Annotated in this window: 15 protein-coding genes and 1 tRNA gene; 3 read left to right on the forward strand and 13 right to left on the reverse strand. The window is 60.2% G+C overall.

Features of this window, described 5'->3' with window-relative positions; translation table 11 throughout:
• Window positions 1-22: 22 nt before the first annotated feature.
• Window positions 23-1,852 (forward strand): DUF4153 domain-containing protein, encoded by a 1,830-nt coding sequence (locus tag J1777_RS04740; RefSeq protein WP_207574695.1) that lies wholly within the window; start codon window positions 23-25, stop codon window positions 1,850-1,852.
• A gap of 33 nt (window positions 1,853-1,885) precedes the next feature.
• Here the strand turns inward: J1777_RS04740 and J1777_RS04745 are convergent, their stop codons facing one another.
• From J1777_RS04745 to J1777_RS04805, 13 genes are all read right to left on the reverse strand, one after another.
• A complete protein-coding gene (locus tag J1777_RS04745) occupies window positions 1,886-2,224 on the reverse strand; it encodes a hypothetical protein (protein ID WP_207574696.1) in 339 nt (112 codons plus the stop codon).
• Between the two features lie 169 nt (window positions 2,225-2,393).
• Window positions 2,394-2,723: a ferredoxin FdxA gene (fdxA, locus tag J1777_RS04750; protein ID WP_207574697.1), complete on the reverse strand. Its 330-nt coding sequence runs from the start codon at window positions 2,721-2,723 to the stop codon at window positions 2,394-2,396.
• A 158-nt stretch (window positions 2,724-2,881) separates the two neighbouring features.
• Window positions 2,882-2,958 (reverse strand) — tRNA-Met (locus J1777_RS04755).
• A 131-nt stretch (window positions 2,959-3,089) separates the two neighbouring features.
• Window positions 3,090-5,726 (reverse strand): [protein-PII] uridylyltransferase, encoded by a 2,637-nt coding sequence (locus J1777_RS04760; protein ID WP_207574698.1) that lies wholly within the window; start codon window positions 5,724-5,726, stop codon window positions 3,090-3,092.
• A gap of 18 nt (window positions 5,727-5,744) precedes the next feature.
• A complete protein-coding gene (gene map / locus J1777_RS04765; RefSeq protein WP_207574699.1) occupies window positions 5,745-6,560 on the reverse strand; it encodes a type I methionyl aminopeptidase in 816 nt (271 codons plus the stop codon).
• Window positions 6,561-6,746: 186 nt separating this feature from the next.
• Complete coding sequence (gene glnA, locus J1777_RS04770; protein ID WP_207574700.1) at window positions 6,747-8,162, reverse strand: type I glutamate--ammonia ligase; 1,416 nt, start codon at window positions 8,160-8,162, stop codon at window positions 6,747-6,749.
• A gap of 95 nt (window positions 8,163-8,257) precedes the next feature.
• A complete protein-coding gene (locus tag J1777_RS04775; protein WP_207574701.1) occupies window positions 8,258-9,091 on the reverse strand; it encodes a competence/damage-inducible protein A in 834 nt (277 codons plus the stop codon).
• Window positions 9,092-9,263: 172 nt separating this feature from the next.
• Window positions 9,264-10,058 (reverse strand): ABC transporter ATP-binding protein, encoded by a 795-nt coding sequence (locus J1777_RS04780; protein WP_207574702.1) that lies wholly within the window; start codon window positions 10,056-10,058, stop codon window positions 9,264-9,266.
• 22 nt (window positions 10,059-10,080) lie between these two features.
• Window positions 10,081-10,968, reverse strand: coding sequence for an ABC transporter permease (locus tag J1777_RS04785; protein WP_207574703.1), 888 nt, complete (start codon window positions 10,966-10,968; stop codon window positions 10,081-10,083).
• A 100-nt stretch (window positions 10,969-11,068) separates the two neighbouring features.
• Entirely contained in the window at window positions 11,069-12,031 is a 963-nt protein-coding gene (locus J1777_RS04790) for an ABC transporter substrate-binding protein (protein WP_207574704.1), read from the reverse strand.
• A 253-nt stretch (window positions 12,032-12,284) separates the two neighbouring features.
• Window positions 12,285-13,988, reverse strand: coding sequence for an electron transfer flavoprotein-ubiquinone oxidoreductase (locus J1777_RS04795; protein WP_207574705.1), 1,704 nt, complete (start codon window positions 13,986-13,988; stop codon window positions 12,285-12,287).
• Between the two features lie 121 nt (window positions 13,989-14,109).
• A complete protein-coding gene (locus tag J1777_RS04800; protein WP_207574741.1) occupies window positions 14,110-14,712 on the reverse strand; it encodes a peroxidase-related enzyme in 603 nt (200 codons plus the stop codon).
• A 119-nt stretch (window positions 14,713-14,831) separates the two neighbouring features.
• Window positions 14,832-15,377 carry a PAS and helix-turn-helix domain-containing protein gene (locus J1777_RS04805; protein WP_207574742.1) on the reverse strand — a complete coding sequence of 182 codons (546 nt, stop codon included), beginning with the start codon at window positions 15,375-15,377 and terminating at the stop codon, window positions 14,832-14,834.
• Window positions 15,378-15,486: 109 nt separating this feature from the next.
• On the opposite strand from J1777_RS04805, the gene J1777_RS04810 reads away from it, so the two are divergent.
• Together J1777_RS04810 and J1777_RS04815 are read left to right on the forward strand one after the other, a co-directional pair.
• Entirely contained in the window at window positions 15,487-16,194 is a 708-nt protein-coding gene (locus J1777_RS04810) for a 3-oxoacid CoA-transferase subunit A (protein WP_207574706.1), read from the forward strand.
• A gap of 1 nt (window position 16,195) precedes the next feature.
• Window positions 16,196-16,834 carry a 3-oxoacid CoA-transferase subunit B gene (locus J1777_RS04815; protein ID WP_207574707.1) on the forward strand — a complete coding sequence of 213 codons (639 nt, stop codon included), beginning with the start codon at window positions 16,196-16,198 and terminating at the stop codon, window positions 16,832-16,834.
• Window positions 16,835-16,874: the final 40 nt, after the last annotated feature.

The raw sequence follows: 16,874 nt of genomic DNA on the forward strand, positions 1-16,874 counted from the left end.
TACCTGCCCCATCACCCTTGCCATGGCCACTGACCGCTTCGCCCCCACCGCCGATCTGCCGCGTTTGACCAAGGAGGTGATGGTGCTCACCACCCTGGTGCAAGGTGCGGGTGTGTACGCTTTGCTGGAGGGCTGGTTTGGCCCTGCCGGGCCGCTGCGGCTGATTGCCCTCTCTTTGCTGCTGGCGGTGCCGGGTTTTTTTGTGCTGTGCGTGCGCCAGCTGGGCGACCGCTTGCTGTGGCGCGGCATGGCGGCGCTGGCGCTGCTGCTGGTGGCCTTGCATGGCAGCGTCTGGTGGCTGCTGGGCAGCCAGGATGCACGCAGTGGCAGCGCCTGGGTGCCCTGGTTGCTGAGTCAGGGGGCATTGCTGTTTATCGCCCTGGCATGGATGCAGGCGCTGCAGCAACAACGCAGCCTGCGCCGCGTGCCGTATGCCCTGCTGTTTGACCACGCCTGGAACAACGCCGTGGTGCTGGGCTTTGCCCTGCAATTTGTTGCCCTGGGCTGGGCCGTGCTGGGGTTGTGGGCCGGGCTGTTTGCTTTGGTCAAGGTGCGGCTGTTTGCCGATACTTTTACGGCCCCGGCTTTCGTGTACATGGCCACGGGGCTGATGGCCGGTCTGGGTGTGCTGCTGGCACGTGGCCAGCCCCGGCCTTTGCGCCTGATGCTGCAACTGGTGCTCACCCTGTACCGCCTGCTGCTGCCGCTATTGGCGCTGGTGGTGGTGCTGTTCGTGGCTTTTTTGCCCTTCACCGGCGTGCAGCCGCTGTGGGAAACGCGCAAGGCGGCCCCGTTGCTCATGGGGGTGCTGTTGTGCCTGTTGGTTTTCGTCAATGCCGTTTACCAAGACGGCAGCCGCCAGGCAGCGCCTTACCCCACCGCGCTGCGGGCCTTGATTGCCGCCGCCCTGGCGCTGATGCCGGTGCTGGCCGCTCTGGCCCTGTGGGCCGTGGCGTTGCGCGTGCGCCAATACGGCTGGACGCATGAGCGCATCTGGGCTGTGGCCATCGCCGGCGTGCTCATGCTCTATGCCTTGGGCTATGCCTGGGCGGCGCTGGAGCGTGATGCCGCCGCGTGGCTGCAACGGATCGGCCGTATCAATCCGGCCATGTCCTGGCTGGTCATGGCGCTGCTGGTGCTGTTGCACACCCCTTTGCTCGATCCTTACCGTATTGGTGCGGCCAGCCAGTACCAGCGCTTGGCGGACGGCATGCAGGCACCGACGCTGCAGGCCCTGCAGGATTTGCGCTTTGACCATGGCCGCCACGGGCTGCCAGCGCTGCAGCGCTTGCAAGGTTTACCCGCATTTGCCCAAGGGGAGGTGGCGCAGGATGTGCGCCAGATACTGGGTGCCGAAGCCAAGCGCTACCTGCCCCGGCAGGCCAGCGCGCTGTCGGCCGCCGATTGGCGCAGTCGGCTGGCCATCGCTCCGGGCCACGCCCAGCCGCCCGAGGACTGGTGGCAAGCGCTGGCCGATAAGGAAATCACCAGTGGCAGTGTCTGCCGGGGCGCGGGACAAAAATCTGCCCCAACAGCGGGTGCGCAGCCATCCCCCGATCCGCAAACGGCCTCTTGCCTGGTCTTGCAAGCGTCTCTGGACAGCACCAGCGAGCAGCCTCAGCAGTTGCTGTGCACGACGGTCCGGTACAACCTGATGTGCCGGGTGTTTGCCCGTGACACGCAGAGAGAGCAGGCGCATTGGCAGCAGGTCGGTGAAGTGCGCTGGCCGCAGGCTACGGAACAGCAACAGGCACAACTGGTGCAGGCCTTGCGGGAGGGGCGCGTCCAGGTACAGGCCTCGCCCTGGCGTGACTTGGCCGTGCCGGGGCTACCGACCGGACGGGTGCAATAGGGCAGGAGCACTAAATACCTGCCCGAAGAGGGATTACATCGCCCCGTGCCCGCCCAGTTGCCCGCCAATCACGCCCTTAAGGGCATCGCGCACGTTTTGCGCCACCACGCGCATGGTTTGCGGGTCGGCTTCGGCGTTGATGGCGTTGAGCTCGTTGTAGTGCATCAGCAGCAGACCGCGCAGGGTGCGGAAGGCGTTGTTGCAATGCTGGATGTCGCACAGGCTGGTGTCGTTGGCCAGCACCCGCTCGGCAATGCCGGGATCGAGCAGGCGGATTTTGCAGATGATGGCCAAGCGCACAATTTCCAAATCCAGCTCCTTGAGCCGTGCCTCACGGTCGGTGGGCAAAAAGCGGCTGGCGTTGGTATTCATACAAGCTCCTGAGTCGAGAAAATCAGCAAAACTGGCAGCTTAAAACCACAATGCTGGGGGGTCAATGCAGCACCTGGCTACATCCCACTGAAACACTCTGCCTCAAACGCCAACAGCCCCCTAGGGGGCTGTTGCTGGTACGGGGGCGGGTGGGTGCCGACAGGCAGGCTCAGCGCTCCAGCATGGCCAGCTTGCCGTCCTTGCCATTCCACTCGTCGGCATCGGGCATGGCGGCTTTGCGCTTGGTAATGCTTGTCCAGCCCTTGGCAAAGGCCAGGTCGGCATTGAGCTTGATGAAGTGCAGCTGATCGGCGGGGGTGTCCTCTTCAGCAAAAATAGCGTCGGCCGGGCACTCGGGGATGCAAACGGCGCAGTCAATGCACTCGTCGGGATCAATGACCAGCATGTTCGGGCCTTCGCGGAAGCAATCCACGGGGCAAACATCCACGCAATCGGTGTATTTACATTTGATGCAGTTCTCGGTGACGACGTGTGTCATGGCAGTCTTTTTTATTAATAAGAAATCGGAAAAACCCCGATTCTAGGGATTTTCCGCAGCGCTGGCAGCCCAAAGCCCTATTCAGAGTGCTGTCAGCAGACTGCAGTCCAAAAAAATAGGGACGAAAAAAAACCAGCAGTTAGCTGGTTTTTTTGGTTTGGTTGCGAGGGATGGATTTGAACCACCGACCTTTGGGTTATGAGCCCAACGAGCTACCAAGCTGCTCCACCTCGCGGTAATTTGGTTTCTGTTGATTGAGCGATGTTTTTGTTGGCAAATCAAGAGAAGCGCTGATTGTAGCCTATTTTTAGATGCAAAGATGAAAGCTTTTTACTTTGCGCCTATTTTCCGCCAGCGTCCATAAAGTTAGCGCACGGCCGTGGTGCTGCGGGCGTGGGGTTGGGTTGTCGTTTCCACTGACAAAATGTGCGTCAGCTCTTTCTCTAAATCCAATTGCCGGGTGGTGTGTTGCAGTTGGGGGCCTTCCAGCAAAAAGCTGTCCTCCACCCGTTCCCCCAGGGTCATGACTTTGGCCAGCTGCACGCTCAGGCCGTGGCGGGCCAGGACGCGGGCGATGCTGTAGAGCAGGCCGGCGCGGTCGGTGGCGCTGATGTGCAACAGCCAGCGCTGGGCTTTTTCATCAGGCTCCAGGCTCACGTGGGGGGGAATCGGAAAGCTGCGGGCGCGGCGCGAGGGCTGGCGGCGCACTGGCTCGGGCAAAGGGGTGGCAGCGGCCAGCGCAGGGGGCAGGCGCGCTTCGATGAAAGAGGAGAGGGTGCGGGCCTCCATTTCCAGCTGCGTGGGCAGCACTTGAAAGGTGTCGAGTGCATGGCCGTGCGGGCTGGTGTAGATGCGGGCGTGCAGGATGGAGAGGTTGGCTTGGTCAAAATACCCGCAAATGCGGGCAAACAAATCTTGCGTATCCGGCGCATAGACCAGCACTTGCACGCCTTCACCGGCCAACGAGGGGCGTGCCCGCACGATGGGCTGTGGGCTGCCCACGTGCAGCATCAATTGCCGGGCGTGCCAAGCGATGTCGGCGGGCTCGTGGCGCAGGAAGTAGCCGGGCTCCAGCGTATTCCAGAGCAGCTGGGCACTTTCTGCGGGCCAGCCCCGTTGGCGCAGCAAGACCTGGGCTTGCTGCTGGCGTGCCTGGGTCAGGGCCTGGCCTTGCAGGGCTTGCCCGCCGAGCATGCGCAAGGTGGCATGGAACAGGTCCGACAGCAATTTGCCCTTCCAGGCGCTCCACACCTTGGGGCTGGTGCCGCGAATATCGGCCACGGTCAGCAGGTACAGACCGACCAGGCGCTGGGGCGTTTGCACGCAATCGGCAAAGGCGCGGACGACGGCAGGATCATTGGTGTCTTGCTTTTGCGCCACGGTGCTCATGCGCAGGTGTTCGCGCACCAGAAACTCGACCAAATCTGCATCGGCGGGGGCCATTTGGTGCTGGCGGGCAAAGCGGCGCACTTCAATCGCCCCCACGGCGCTGTGGTCGCCCCCCCGGCCTTTGCCGATGTCGTGAAACAGGGCGGCCAAGTACAGCAGCCACGGCTGGGCCCACTGGCTGGCCAGCTCTGAGCACAAGGGGTATTCGTGCGTGAACTCGGGCATGAAAAAGCGACGCATATTGCGCAGCACCATGAGCGAGTGCTGGTCCACGGTATAGACGTGAAACAAGTCGTGCTGCATCTTGCCGACGATGCGCCGAAACGACCACAAATAGCGCCCCAGCACCGAGGTGGCATTCATCAAGCGCAGCGCCCGCAAGATGCCGCTGGGTTGCTGCAGGATGCGGATAAAGGTGGCGCGGTTGGCCGGGTCGTGGCGCCAGGTGGCATCCATGCGGTCGCGGGCGTTGTACAGCGCGCGCAGGGTGCGGGCAGAAAAATCGCGCAGCCCTGGGTGGGTTTGCAGGGTGAGAAAGCTGGGCAGGATGGCCAGCGGCTGGTGCTGGTAAAGGGCGGCATCGCGCACGTCGAGCAGGCCGTTTTTGTCGGCAAACCAGTCGTTGATGGGCAGGGGGGCGGCCTGGCTGGGGTGCAGGCGCTCTTGGATATTGAGCAGCACAATTTGCTGCAGCTGCATCACCGCTTTGGCCGCCCAGTAGTAGCGGCGCATAAGCACTTCGCTGGCGCGTACCGGGTAGTTTTGGCCGGGCGGGGTGTGGTTTTTCAGGCCCAGGCTGAGCGCCACCGCCGTTTGCAAGTCGAACAGCAAGCGGTCTTCGTGGCGGCCCGCCACCCCATGCAGGCGGGCGCGGATTTGGAACAGGGTGGTTTCGTTGCGTTCGAGCTGCTGCGCTTCCAGGTTGGTGAGGATGCCGTGCTGGGCCAGTTCATGCCAGTCGTGCCCCAGATTGGCCGCTTTGGCCACCCACAAAATGGTGTGCAAGTCGCGCAAGCCGCCGGGGGATTCTTTGCAGTTGGGCTCCAGTGCGTAGGGCGCATTTTCAAACTTGGTATGGCGCTGGCGCAGCTCCAGGTGTTTGGCCAGAAAAAATTCCTGGGGATGGAAAGTGCTGGGCAGTTGGGCCAGCAATTGCGCAAAGTGCTCTGTGCTGCCGCCAATGTGGCGCATTTCCAACATCGAGGTTTGCGCGGTAATGTCCTGCTGCGCCAGGGCCAAACATTCATCGACGGTGCGCACGCTGGAGCCAATCTCCAGCCCCGTATCCCAGCAGGCGGTGACAAAAGCCTCCAGCGCTGGACGCAAAGCGGCATTGTCCGGCGGCACCAGCAGCAGAACGTCAATATCCGAATACGGAAAAAGCTGGCTGCGCCCATAACCGCCCACCGCCACAATGGCCACCTGCGCTGGCAAGCCCGTGGCCGCGGCCAGGGCCACCAGTTGCTGATCGACCAATTGGGTCAGGCGCTGCAGCAGCAGGCGCACCGCAGGGCCACCTGGGGCCTGCAAAGGAGCCAGCAACTGCGCTTTGTCGGCCTGGTAGCGCTGGCGCAGCGCAGCCAGCGCGGGAGCAAGGGGGGAGGGGGCGGTCACCGGCTTGCTCCTTAGGCTTTAGGTGCGAATGCCCTGGATAAACGGCGGCGGGGTGGGCGAGCCGTCTGACCAAGTGAGGATGTCATAGCCGGTGGCGGTGACGGCCATCATCAGCTCCCACTGGGCCGAGAGGCTGCGGTCTTTGGTGACGATGGTCCAGCCGTCTTTGCCTTGCTCTTTCACATCGCGCTTGCCCAGGTTGAGCATGGGCTCGATGGTGAACACCATGCCTTCTTGCAGCTTTACGCCGGTGCCCGGTTTGCCGTAGTGCAGCACCTGGGGGTCTTCGTGGAATTTTTGCCCAATGCCGTGGCCGCAGTATTCGCGCACCACGGACAGGTGGTGGCCTTCGGCAAAGGTCTGGATGGCGTGGCCCACGTCGCCCAGGGTGGCGCCGGGCTTGACCTGTTCGATGCCTTTCCACATGGCTTCAAAGGTGAGTTGGCACAGGCGTTTGCCGGCAATGGTGGCCTCGCCAATCAAGAACATGCGGCTGTTGTCGCCAAACCAGCCGTCTTTGGTGATGACGGTCACGTCCACGTTCAGGATGTCGCCTTTTTTCAGCACCTTGTCGTTGGGGATGCCGTGGCAAACCACGTGATTGACCGAGGTACACACATGCCCTGGGTAGGGCGGGTAGCCCGGGGGCTGGTAGCCCACGGTGGCCGATTTGGTGCCCTGGCGGGCCATGCACTCGGCGCTGAGGCGGTCGATTTCAAGGGTGGTGATGCCGGGCTGGATAAAGGGGGTGATGTAGTCCAGCACTTCCGAGGCCAAACGCCCCGCTTCGCGCATGCGTTCGATGTCGTCGGCGGTTTTGTAAGTGATATTCATGGCGGCGAATTATCCCACCACCTTTCGCGGCAGCAGGGCGCACGCAAAAAAGCCCAGCCACCGACTGCGGCGCTGGGCATTGATGCTGGGCTTTGATAAAAAGAGCTGGTTGCGCTTTTAAATAAAGTGATTTAAGTTGTTTAGTGCAATAAATTGAATAAATTCAAGCGCAAGCAGCTACTTTTTTTAGAGCGAATAGTACATGTCGTACTCGATGGGGTGTACGGCCTGGCGAAAGCGCGTGACCTCGTCCATCTTCAGGGCGATGTAGGCATCGAGCATGTCGTTGGAGAACACGCCGCCCTTGGTCAAAAAGGCGCGGTCTTGGTCCAGCGCTTCCAGGGCCTGGTCCAGGCTGTGGCAGACGGTGGGCACCAGGCGGTCTTCCTCGGGCGGCAGGTGGTACAGGTCTTTGGTGGCGGCTTCGCCGGGGTGGATTTTGTTTTCCACACCATCCAGACCGGCCATCAGCAGGGCCGAAAAACCCAGGTAGGGGTTCATCAGCGGATCGGGGAAGCGGGCCTCTACGCGCCGGCCCTTGGGGTTGCTGGTGTAGGGGATGCGGATGGAGGCCGAGCGGTTTTTCGCCGAGTAGGCCAGCTTGACCGGCGCTTCATAGCCGGGCACCAGGCGCTTGTAGCTGTTGGTGCCGGGGTTGGTGATGGCGTTGAGCGCGCGGGCGTGTTTGATGATGCCGCCGATGTAGTACAGCGCAAAGTCCGACAGGCCGGCGTAGCCGTCGCCAGCAAACAGGTTTTTGCCGTCTTTCCAGACCGATTGGTGCACGTGCATGCCCGAGCCGTTGTCGCCCGCGTAGGGCTTGGGCATGAAGGTGGCGGTTTTGCCGTAGTTGTTGGCCACATTCCAGATCACGTACTTTTGCACCTGCGTCCAGTCGGCGCGTTGCACCAGGGTGGAAAAGCGCGTGCCCAGTTCGTTTTGGCCGGCACCGCCCACCTCGCGGTGCAGCACTTCGACGGGGATGCCCAGGGATTCGAGCAGCAGGGCCATTTCGGCGCGGATGTTTTGCGTGCTGTCGATGGGCGGCACGGGAAAGTAGCCGCCCTTGGTGCGCGGGCGGTGGCCCTTGTTGTTGCCATCGAGCTGGGCACCGCTGTTCCAGGGGGCTTCGTACTCTTCGATGGTGTAGAAGGTGTTGCCCGGCTGGTTGTCCCAGCGCACGTTGTCAAACAAAAAGAATTCTGGCTCGGGCCCGAAAAAGGCCGTATCACCCAGGCCCGAGGCTTTCAAATACGCTTCGGCGCGTTTGGCGATGCTGCGCGGGTCGCGGTCGTAGGCCTTGCCGTCGCCCGGCTCGACCACGTCGCACTGCAAAAAGAGGGTGGTTTCTTCAAAGAAGGGGTCGATGTTGGCCGTATTGGGGTCGGGCATGAGCTGCATGTCCGAGGCTTCGATGCCCTTCCAGCCGGGCATGGAGGAACCATCAAAGGCGTGCCCTTCGCTGAATTTGTCTTCATCAAAATGCGATACGGGCACCGTGACGTGCTGCTCTTTGCCCCGGGTATCGGTAAAACGCAGATCGACGAATTTCACTTCGTAGTCTTCGACCATTTGCATCACATCAGCGATGGTTTTGCTCATCAATTGCTCCGGCTTGTGCCTGGTTAAGTAGTAGGGGGAAATAAGGGGGAATGCGTTTAAAAAAGCGCTGGGTGGCGGGCCAAGGGGCCCGATCATTAAATCTGGCGCTGCAATTCGGGGCCAAATTGTGCCCCAAGGCGGTGTAAACCCTCAGTCAATTGCTGCCAAGCCGGGGCAATGGCCGCGGTTTTTCCTTTCACGCCCAGCTCAATGTGCAGGCCGTATTCGGGGTGGTCCACGCTGGGCAGGCTAAACACTTTGATGCCGGGGTGGGCCATCTCAACGGCTTGCATCAGCGGGGTCAGGGCCGCTTCTTGGGCTTTGAACAAAATGACCGAGCGCTCGGTGTAGGCCTGCTGCTGGTGCAAATCACGGTGGTGGGCATCCAGCGCCCACGCCACCATGGGCCAGGCCATCACCGGAAAACCCGGCACGCAATGCAGCCAGGCTCCACGCGCACCCCGGCAGCTAAAGCCAGGGATGCGGTTAAACGGGTTGGGAATAATCTGCGCCCCGGCGGGCAACACGCCCATTTGCAGGCGCTGCACGTTGTCCGGGTGCTGGGGCGCAAATGCCTCGCCTTTTTCAGCCGCCATCTCTTGCATGCGCTGGGTAATCAAGGCCTGGGCCTGGGGGTGCGGTTGCAGTGCCACGCCCAACGCGGCCGCCGTGCATTGCCGGGTGTGATCGTCCGGCGTGGCACCAATGCCGCCAAAGCTAAAGACGATGTCGTTGCCCGCGACTGCGCGGCGCAGCACCTCGGTTAAACGGGTGCGCTCATCGCCCACGTACTCTGCCCAGGACAGGGTGCAGCCCCGGGCGGCGAGCAATTCGATCAGCTTGGGCAGGTGCTTGTCTTGGCGTTTGCCAGAGAGAATTTCGTCACCAATGATGATGGCGCCAAATTGGGGGGCGGGGGAGTGGCTCATTCGGGCGATTTTATCGTTCACAAACACGCTTTCTGCCGACGGTGTGCGCAATGAAAGCCAGGGGGTTTAATTTTAAAAAGAGCTGTTTGCGCTGGATAAATCTCAAGTTCAATGACTTAAAAGCCTGAATTGTCGATGAAATAAGCGCTAACAGCTCTTGTTTTTAATGCGCTTAGCTGAGCAGCAACGCATCGTCCGAGAGTTTTTCGCCGCGCACTTTCTCGAACATTTGCAGCAGGTCGGGCACATCCATGCGGCTGCGCTCTTCGCCGCTCACGTCCAGCACCACCTGGCCTTGGTGCAGCATGATGGTGCGGCTGCCCACGTCCAGCGCCTGGCGCATGCTGTGGGTGACCATCATGGTGGTGAGCTTGGATTCTTCCACGATGCGGCAGGTCAGCTGCAGCACAAAATCGGCTGTGCGGGGGTCGAGCGCGGCGGTGTGTTCGTCCAGCAGCAGAATGCGCGAGGGTTGCAAGGCCGCCATCAGCAGGCTGATGGCCTGGCGTTGCCCGCCCGAGAGCAGGCCGATGCGGTCGGTCAGCCGGTTTTCCAGCCCCAGGCCCAGCATGGCCAGCCGATCGCGAAACAGCGCGCGCATTTCGGTCTTGACGGCGCGGGTCAGCTTGCGAAAGCTGCCCCGGCATTGCGCCAGGGCCATGTTTTCTTCGATGGTCAGGTCTTCGCAGGTGCCGGCCATGGGGTCTTGAAAGACGCGGGCCACGCGCTCAGAGCGGGCCCAGACAGGCATTTTGGTCACATCCAAGCCATCGATTTTGATGGTGCCGCTATCGACACTTTGGTCGCCTGAGACCGAGTTCAAAAACGTCGATTTGCCCGCCCCGTTGGAGCCGATCACGGTGACGAACTGCCCCGTGGGAATCTCCAGCGACAGGCCGCGCAAGGCTTTGGTCTCGATCGGGGTGCCGGGGTTGAAGGTCAAGCGCAGGTCTTGTGCACTCAGCATAAAACTTCCTTTGTTGTGAGCGTTACGAGACGCGGGCGTTGAGTTTGCGCTTGAGCTGAGGCAGCACCAGCGCCAGCGTGACCAGCACGGCGGTGATCAGGTTCAGGTCTTGCGCCTTCAGGCCAATAAAGTCGCTGTTGAGCGCCGCAGCGATAAAGAAGCGGTACACGATGGCCCCCAGCACCACCGCCAGCGTGGCCCAAATAATGCGCCGCGACGGCAGGATGGACTCGCCCACGATCACGGCAGCCAGACCGATCACGATGGTGCCGATGCCCATCGAAATATCGGCCCCGCCCTGGGTTTGCACGAACAAGGCACCGGCCAGCCCCACCAGCGCGTTGGAGATGGCCATGCCCAGTAGCACCATCGCCCCGGTGTTGATGCCCTGGGCACGGGCCATGCGGGCGTTGGAGCCGGTGGCGCGAATGGCCAGGCCGCGCTCGGTGGCGAAAAACCAGTCCAGCAACAGTTTGGCCAGCACCACAATCACCAGCAGCACCAGGGGGCGCAGTACGTAATCGGCCATGCTGTCGGGCTGCAGTTGGGTGAACAGGGTGGGTTCGGCAATCAGGGGCACGTTGGGGCCGTTCATGACGCGCAGATTGATGGAGTACAGCGCCGTCATCATCAGGATCGAGGCCAGCAGATCCATGATTTTGAGTTTGACGTTGAGCCAGCCCGTTACCAGCCCGGCGGCAGCCCCGGCCAGGGTGGCCCCCAAGGTGGCGATCCACGGGTTAAAACCGGCAACGATCATGACAGCGCAGACGGCCCCCCCCAGGGGGAAGCTGCCATCGACGGTTAAGTCGGGAAAGCGCAGCAAGCGAAAAGAGATGTAAACGCCCAGCGCGACCAAGGCAAAAATCAAGCCGATCTCAATAGCACCAAGCAGGGAAAACAAAGACATGGGAGAGCCACCATCGAAAGGGTGAGAAGGGGAGTGGAAAAAAGAACGAAAAAAGGCAGGGGCCGCTACTGGCACCTGCCTGTTGTCTGCACCGCAGCGCTTACTGCACGACTTGGGCGGCTTTGTCCACCAGTGCCTGGGGCAATTTCACGCCTTGCTGCTCTGCCGCGCCGGGATTGACGAACAACTCCAGCTTGTCACTGGTTTCGGGCTTGATATCGCCGGGCTTCTCGCCCTTCAGAATGCGCACCACCATGCGGCCAGTTTGCTCGCCCAAATCGCGGTAGTTGATGCCCAGGGCGGCAATCGCGCCGCGCTTGACCGAATCGGTGTCCGAGGCGATCAGGGGAATCTTCGCTTCCTGGCCCACCTTGACCAGCGATTCGTAGGCGGACACCACGTTGTTGTCCGTATTTGTATAAATCACGTCCACCTTGCCTACTAGGCTGCGGGCGGCGCTGCCCACGTCCACGGTGCGCGGGGCAGCGGCTTCAACCAGGGTCAGGCCCGCTTCAGGCAACAGCTTTTGCAGTTGTTTGACGACCACGACCGAGTTCGCTTCGCCGGGGTTGTACACCATGCCTACGCGCTTGGCGGTTGGCACCACTTCCTTGATCAATGCAATTTGTTTTTCCAGTACCAGCAAGTCCGATACGCCGGTCACGTTGATTTTGGAAGCCTCCCAGCCCGGTACCAGTTTCGCGGCCACCGGATCGGTTACCGCGGAGAACACCACCGGCACGTTTTTCGTTGCGGCCACAGCGGCCTGGGCCGAAGGGGTGGCGATGGCAACAATCGCATCGGGCTTGTCACCGATGAACTTGCGGGCAATTTGTGCAGCGGTGCCGGTGTTGCCCTGGGCGCTTTGGTACTGCCACTTGAGGTTTTTGCCTGCCTCGTAGCCAGCGTCCTTCAGGGCGGCTTGCACGCCGTCGCGCACGGCATCCAGGGCGGGGTGCTCCACGATGGCGGTGACAGCCACGGATTTTTCTTCGGCAGCGTGCGCTGCGCTCAGGCTCAACAGGGACAGGGCGACAGCAGATGCTAGGGCTTTGAGTTGCATAAAGTGGTCTCCAGCGAAGCAGTAGAAAAATAAAAAGTTACCGGGGGTAAATTTGAGGTGGGGCAAGTCTAAGTCAGCCAATGTGGCCAAAAAGCTTGAAATCCCAGGGTTTGCACGAGGGCAAAAGGTGCATTGCACGTCGCCTGCTTTAAAACAAGCGAACGTGCTTTTTTATTTAGAAAAAGTGCGTTTTCATGAAAAATAGCCTATTAAATAGACTATTTTTTGCAGGAAATATGAATTTTGCGCAGGTTTACATGCCTGCGTAGGTTGGCCCACCGCCGCCTTCAGGCGTGACCCAGGTGATGTTTTGCGTCGGGTCTTTGATGTCGCAGGTCTTGCAGTGCACGCAGTTTTGCGCGTTGATCTGCAGGCGCTTGGCACCTTGGCGGGCCTCATCGTCCACAAACTCGTACACCCCGGCCGGGCAGTAGCGGCTTTCGGGACCAGCGTACTTGGCCAGATTGACGTTCACCGGCACGCTGGCATCTTTCAAGGTCAGGTGCGCTGGCTGGTCTTCGCTGTGGTTGGTGCTGCTGATAAAGACGCTGGAGAGGCGGTCAAACGTCAGCTTGCCATCGGGCTTGGGGTACTCAATGGGTTTGCACTCGGCTGCAGGTTTCAAGTACAGGTGATCGGGCTTGTCGCGGTGCAGCGTCCAGGGGATGTTGCCCTTGAGCAGAAATTGCTCCAGGCCGTTCATCAGTGTGGCAGTGGACAGGCCTTTTTTGAACCAGGCTTTGAAGTTGCGTGCCTTGTACAGTTCATCGTACAGCCAGCTGTTTTCAAACGCGGTTTCGTAGGCGGTGAGGGTGTCGCCCTGGCGGCCAGCCACAATCGCTTCGTAGGCGGCTTCGGCGGCCATCATGCCGGTCTTGATGGCGGCGTGGCTGCCCTTGATGCGGCTGACATTGAGGAACCCGGCCTCGCAGCCGACCAACGCCCCACCGGGGAAGACAAACTTGGGCAGGCTCAGAATACCGCCCGCCGTAATTGCCCGGGCCCCGTAGGACAGGCGCTTGGCCGACTTGATGCCTTTGGACTCATCGCCTTCAAGGTACCAGCGGATGTTTTGGTGGGTTTTCCAGCGCTGCATCTCTTCAAAGGGCGAGATGTACGGGTTGGCGTAATCCAGCCCGGTGATAAAGCCCAGGGTGACCAGGTTGTCCTCCAGGTGGTACAGGAAGCCGCCGCCGTAGGTGTCGGACTGCAGCGGCCAGCCAGCGGTGTGTACCACGGTGCCCGGCTTGTGGCGGGCCGGGTCAATCTCCCACAGCTCCTTGATGCCGATGCCGTAGGCCTGCGGGTCTTTGCCAGCATCGAGCTTGAAGTGGGCGATCAACTGCTTGCCCAGGTGGCCACGGGCCCCTTCGGCAAAGATGGTGTACTTGCCGTGCAGCTCCATGCCCAGCTGAAATTCAGCCGTGGGCTCGCCATCCTTGCCAATGCCCATGTTGCCGGTGGCCACGCCTTTGATGCTGCCGTTGTCGTTGAACAGCACTTCGGCAGCGGCAAAGCCGGGGAAAATTTCTACGCCCAGCGCTTCGGCCTGCTCGGCCAGCCACTTGGTGACAAAGCCCAGGCGCACGATGTAATTGCCCTCGTTGTGAAAGCACTGGGGCAGCAGCCAGTTGGGGGTGCGCAGCGAGGAGTTCTCACTCAGGAAAACCATGGCATCTTGGGTGACGGGCTGGTTCAGGGGCGCGCCCTTGGCCTTCCAGTCGGGGATCAGCTCGCTCAGGGCCTGCGGGTCCATGATGGCGCCAGAGAGGGTATGGGCTCCCGCATCAGCACCTTTTTCCAGCACGACGACCGAGACATCCTGGCCTTTTTCTGCCGCCAGTTGTTTGAGGCGTATGGCTGTCGATAGGCCAGCGGGCCCGCCGCCGACGATGACGATGTCGTACTCCATGGCTTCGCGGGGGCCGTACTGGGCCAGGATTTCTTCGTGGGTCATAGGGATGTCTCTTGAAGTTGGAAAAATAGAACGATCGTTCTATTGTATTGCCGAAAATTGCCGCGCATTCTATGCCCTTGGGTCGCGCTCAAGTCTTTGGGTGCTTTCCTAGTGGTGTGGCTTAGCGCGTTTTCTCGCGGGGAATGCGGCCCATCAGGTAGAACTCGGGGTTGGGTTGCATGCCGGTGGCACTGACCAAGCGGTTGGACAGGCCAAAGAAGGCGGTAATGGCCGCAATGTCCCAAATATCTTCGTCGTCAAACCCATGGGCGTGCAGGGTGGCGAAATCCGCATCGTTGATTTCGTAGCTGCGTTGATTGACCTTCATGGCAAAGTCGAGCATGGCTTTTTGGCGTGGGGTGATGTCGGCCGTGCGGTAATTGACCGCCAATTGGTCGGCAATCAGGGGATTTTTTTCGTAAATCCGCAAGACCGCCCCGTGGGCGACCACGCAGTACAAGCATTGATTGACGCTGCTGGTGGCGGTGACGATCATTTCGCGCTCGCCTTTGGTCAAATTGCCTTCTTCTTTGGCCATGAGGGCATCATGGTAGGCAAAAAATGCCCGCCATTCCGCCGGGCGGCGGGCCAGGCCGAGGAAAACATTGGGAATGAAACCGGCTTTTTCCTGTATTTCCAAAATACGCGTGCGGATGTCTTCCGGCAAATTTTCCAGGGCCGGAAAAGGGTAGCGGGCGGGGCCGAGCGAAGCAGGTGTGGTCATGGCGGTTGAATTGACGTTTACGGAAACGTCAAGCATAAGAGTAAATATTCTTACCCGTTACTGACAATTTATTCGGATAAACCCTTGTTGCGTGGCCGCAGCGTCGTTGGCTTGTGGATTTAACTTGCCCCCACCAATTTGTGCACCAAATCGGCGGTGGTATTGGCCCCGTACTTGCGCATCAAACGGGCACGGTAAATTTCTACGGTGCGGTGGCTGATGCCCAGCACGCGACCAATTTCCTTGGAGGTCATGCCGTCGAGCAGGCGGGCGGCCACTTCGCGTTCGCGGCTGGTCAGGTCGGCCTTGACGGGGCGTTGCTGGCTTAAATCCTCAAAACTCCAGATGCCGCTGGCATGGGGGTTGCAGCGATCCAGCGCGCGACCGGTGACATGGCACCAAAAAGTCTCGCCATTGGCACGTTTCATGATGCGGTTGTCGCTGTAGAAACCTTTGGCATTGAGAATCGGGGCCATGCGCTGGCCTTGGCGCTCGTACTCTTCCAAGCTGGGGTAGAGCAGTGAAAAGGACTGGCCAATCAGCAATTCTGGGGATGCGCAAAACATTTCACACAGGCGCTGATTGCAATTGATCATGCGTCGATCGCGCGATATCACCAAGCCCACCGGGGCCATTTCAAAGGCCAGGCGGTAATCCAAATTCAAAGAGGTCATAAATAGTGCCTTTGCAGGTGCTAGGGTAGTTCGCTAGGAAATACTACGTAGCTTATTACGTAGTATCGTACGCGACATTCGTTCAAACAAAGGAGGCAATGTGAAAAAACTCTATCCAAGCGCCGCCGCTGCGCTGCAAGGGGTGGTTGCCGATGGCCAGTTGTTGGCCGTTGGTGGTTTTGGCTTGTGCGGGATTCCCGAAGCGCTGATTGATGCCCTGCGCGACAGCGGGGTGAAAAACCTCACCGTGGTGTCCAACAACGCCGGTGTGGATGGTTTTGGCCTGGGCAAGCTGCTGGAGACACGCCAGATCAAGAAGATGGTCAGCTCGTATGTGGGGGAAAACAAAGAGTTTGAGCGCCAGTTTCTGGCCGGCGAACTCGAGTTGGAATTTACCCCCCAAGGAACGCTGGCAGAAAAATTAAGAGCAGGTGGCGCAGGCATTCCGGCATTTTTCACCAAAACTGGCGTAGGAACCTTGGTGGCAGAGGGCAAAGAGCTACGAGAATTTGATGGCGAAACCTATGTGATGGAGCGCTCCATCGTCACCGATGTGTCGCTGGTCAAGGCCTACCGTGCCGACAAAAGCGGCAACCTGCAATTTCGCCTGACGGCGCGTAACTTCAACCCCGCTGCGGCCACCGCTGGCAAGGTGTGCATTGTGGAAGTGGAAGAAGTTGTGGAAGTGGGCGAAATTGCGCCGGACGATATTCACCTGCCGGGCATTTATGTACACCGCATCGTGCACAACCCCAACCCGGAAAAGCGCATCGAAAAACGCACCCTGACCGAGAAAAAAGGAGACTGATATGCCTTGGACGCAAGACCAAATGGCCGCGCGTGCGGCGCAGGAACTGGAAGACGGTTTTTACGTGAACTTAGGCATCGGCATTCCGACCCTGGTGGCCAACCACACGGGCGATAAAGAGGTGTGGCTGCAATCGGAAAACGGCATGCTGGGCATTGGCCCCTTTCCCACCGAAGAGCAGGTTGATGCCGACCTGATCAACGCGGGCAAGCAGACCGTGACCACCTTGCCGGGTTCGGCGATTTTTGGGTCTGACCAGTCGTTTGCCATGATTCGCGGCGGCAAGATCAACCTGTCTATTCTGGGTGCCATGCAGGTCACCGCCAGCGGTGACCTGGCCAACTGGATGATTCCGGGCAAGATGGTCAAGGGCATGGGCGGCGCGATGGATTTGGTGGCCGGAGTCAAGCGCGTGATCGTGCTGATGGAGCATGTGGCCCGCAAAAAAGACGGCACCACGGATTTGAAAATCCTGCCCGAATGCACCTTGCCCTTGACCGGCAAAGGCGTGGTCGATCGCATCATTACCGATCTGGGGGTGATGGATGTGACCCCTGAAGGCTTGAAGCTGGTCGAGCTGGCCCCGGATGTGACGTTTGAAGAGATTCAGTCCAAAACAGGGGTGCCGCTGATTCGCTAAGCGACTCGCTTAAAAGATAGCGCTTAACGCCCGTTATACG

The sequence above is a fragment of the Comamonas denitrificans genome (genome assembly GCF_017368815.1).
GTDB classification, from domain to species: Bacteria; Pseudomonadota; Gammaproteobacteria; order Burkholderiales; family Burkholderiaceae_C; genus Comamonas; species Comamonas denitrificans.

Bases quoted from the DNA above. Each gene is read 5' to 3' on its own strand.
- J1777_RS04740 (WP_207574695.1), top strand. From the start codon at position 23: ATGGCCACTGACCGCTTCGCCCCCACCGCCGATCTGCCGCGTTTGACC.
- J1777_RS04745 (WP_207574696.1), bottom strand. From the start codon at position 2,224: ATGAATACCAACGCCAGCCGCTTTTTGCCCACCGACCGTGAGGCACGG.
- fdxA (WP_207574697.1), bottom strand. From the start codon at position 2,723: ATGACACACGTCGTCACCGAGAACTGCATCAAATGTAAATACACCGAT.
- map (WP_207574699.1), bottom strand. From the start codon at position 6,560: ATGAATATCACTTACAAAACCGCCGACGACATCGAACGCATGCGCGAA.
- glnA (WP_207574700.1), bottom strand. From the start codon at position 8,162: ATGAGCAAAACCATCGCTGATGTGATGCAAATGGTCGAAGACTACGAA.
- J1777_RS04775 (WP_207574701.1), bottom strand. From the start codon at position 9,091: ATGAGCCACTCCCCCGCCCCCCAATTTGGCGCCATCATCATTGGTGAC.
- J1777_RS04780 (WP_207574702.1), bottom strand. From the start codon at position 10,058: ATGCTGAGTGCACAAGACCTGCGCTTGACCTTCAACCCCGGCACCCCG.
- J1777_RS04785 (WP_207574703.1), bottom strand. From the start codon at position 10,968: ATGTCTTTGTTTTCCCTGCTTGGTGCTATTGAGATCGGCTTGATTTTT.
- J1777_RS04790 (WP_207574704.1), bottom strand. From the start codon at position 12,031: ATGCAACTCAAAGCCCTAGCATCTGCTGTCGCCCTGTCCCTGTTGAGC.
- J1777_RS04795 (WP_207574705.1), bottom strand. From the start codon at position 13,988: ATGACCCACGAAGAAATCCTGGCCCAGTACGGCCCCCGCGAAGCCATG.
- J1777_RS04800 (WP_207574741.1), bottom strand. From the start codon at position 14,712: ATGACCACACCTGCTTCGCTCGGCCCCGCCCGCTACCCTTTTCCGGCC.
- J1777_RS04815 (WP_207574707.1), top strand. From the start codon at position 16,196: ATGCCTTGGACGCAAGACCAAATGGCCGCGCGTGCGGCGCAGGAACTG.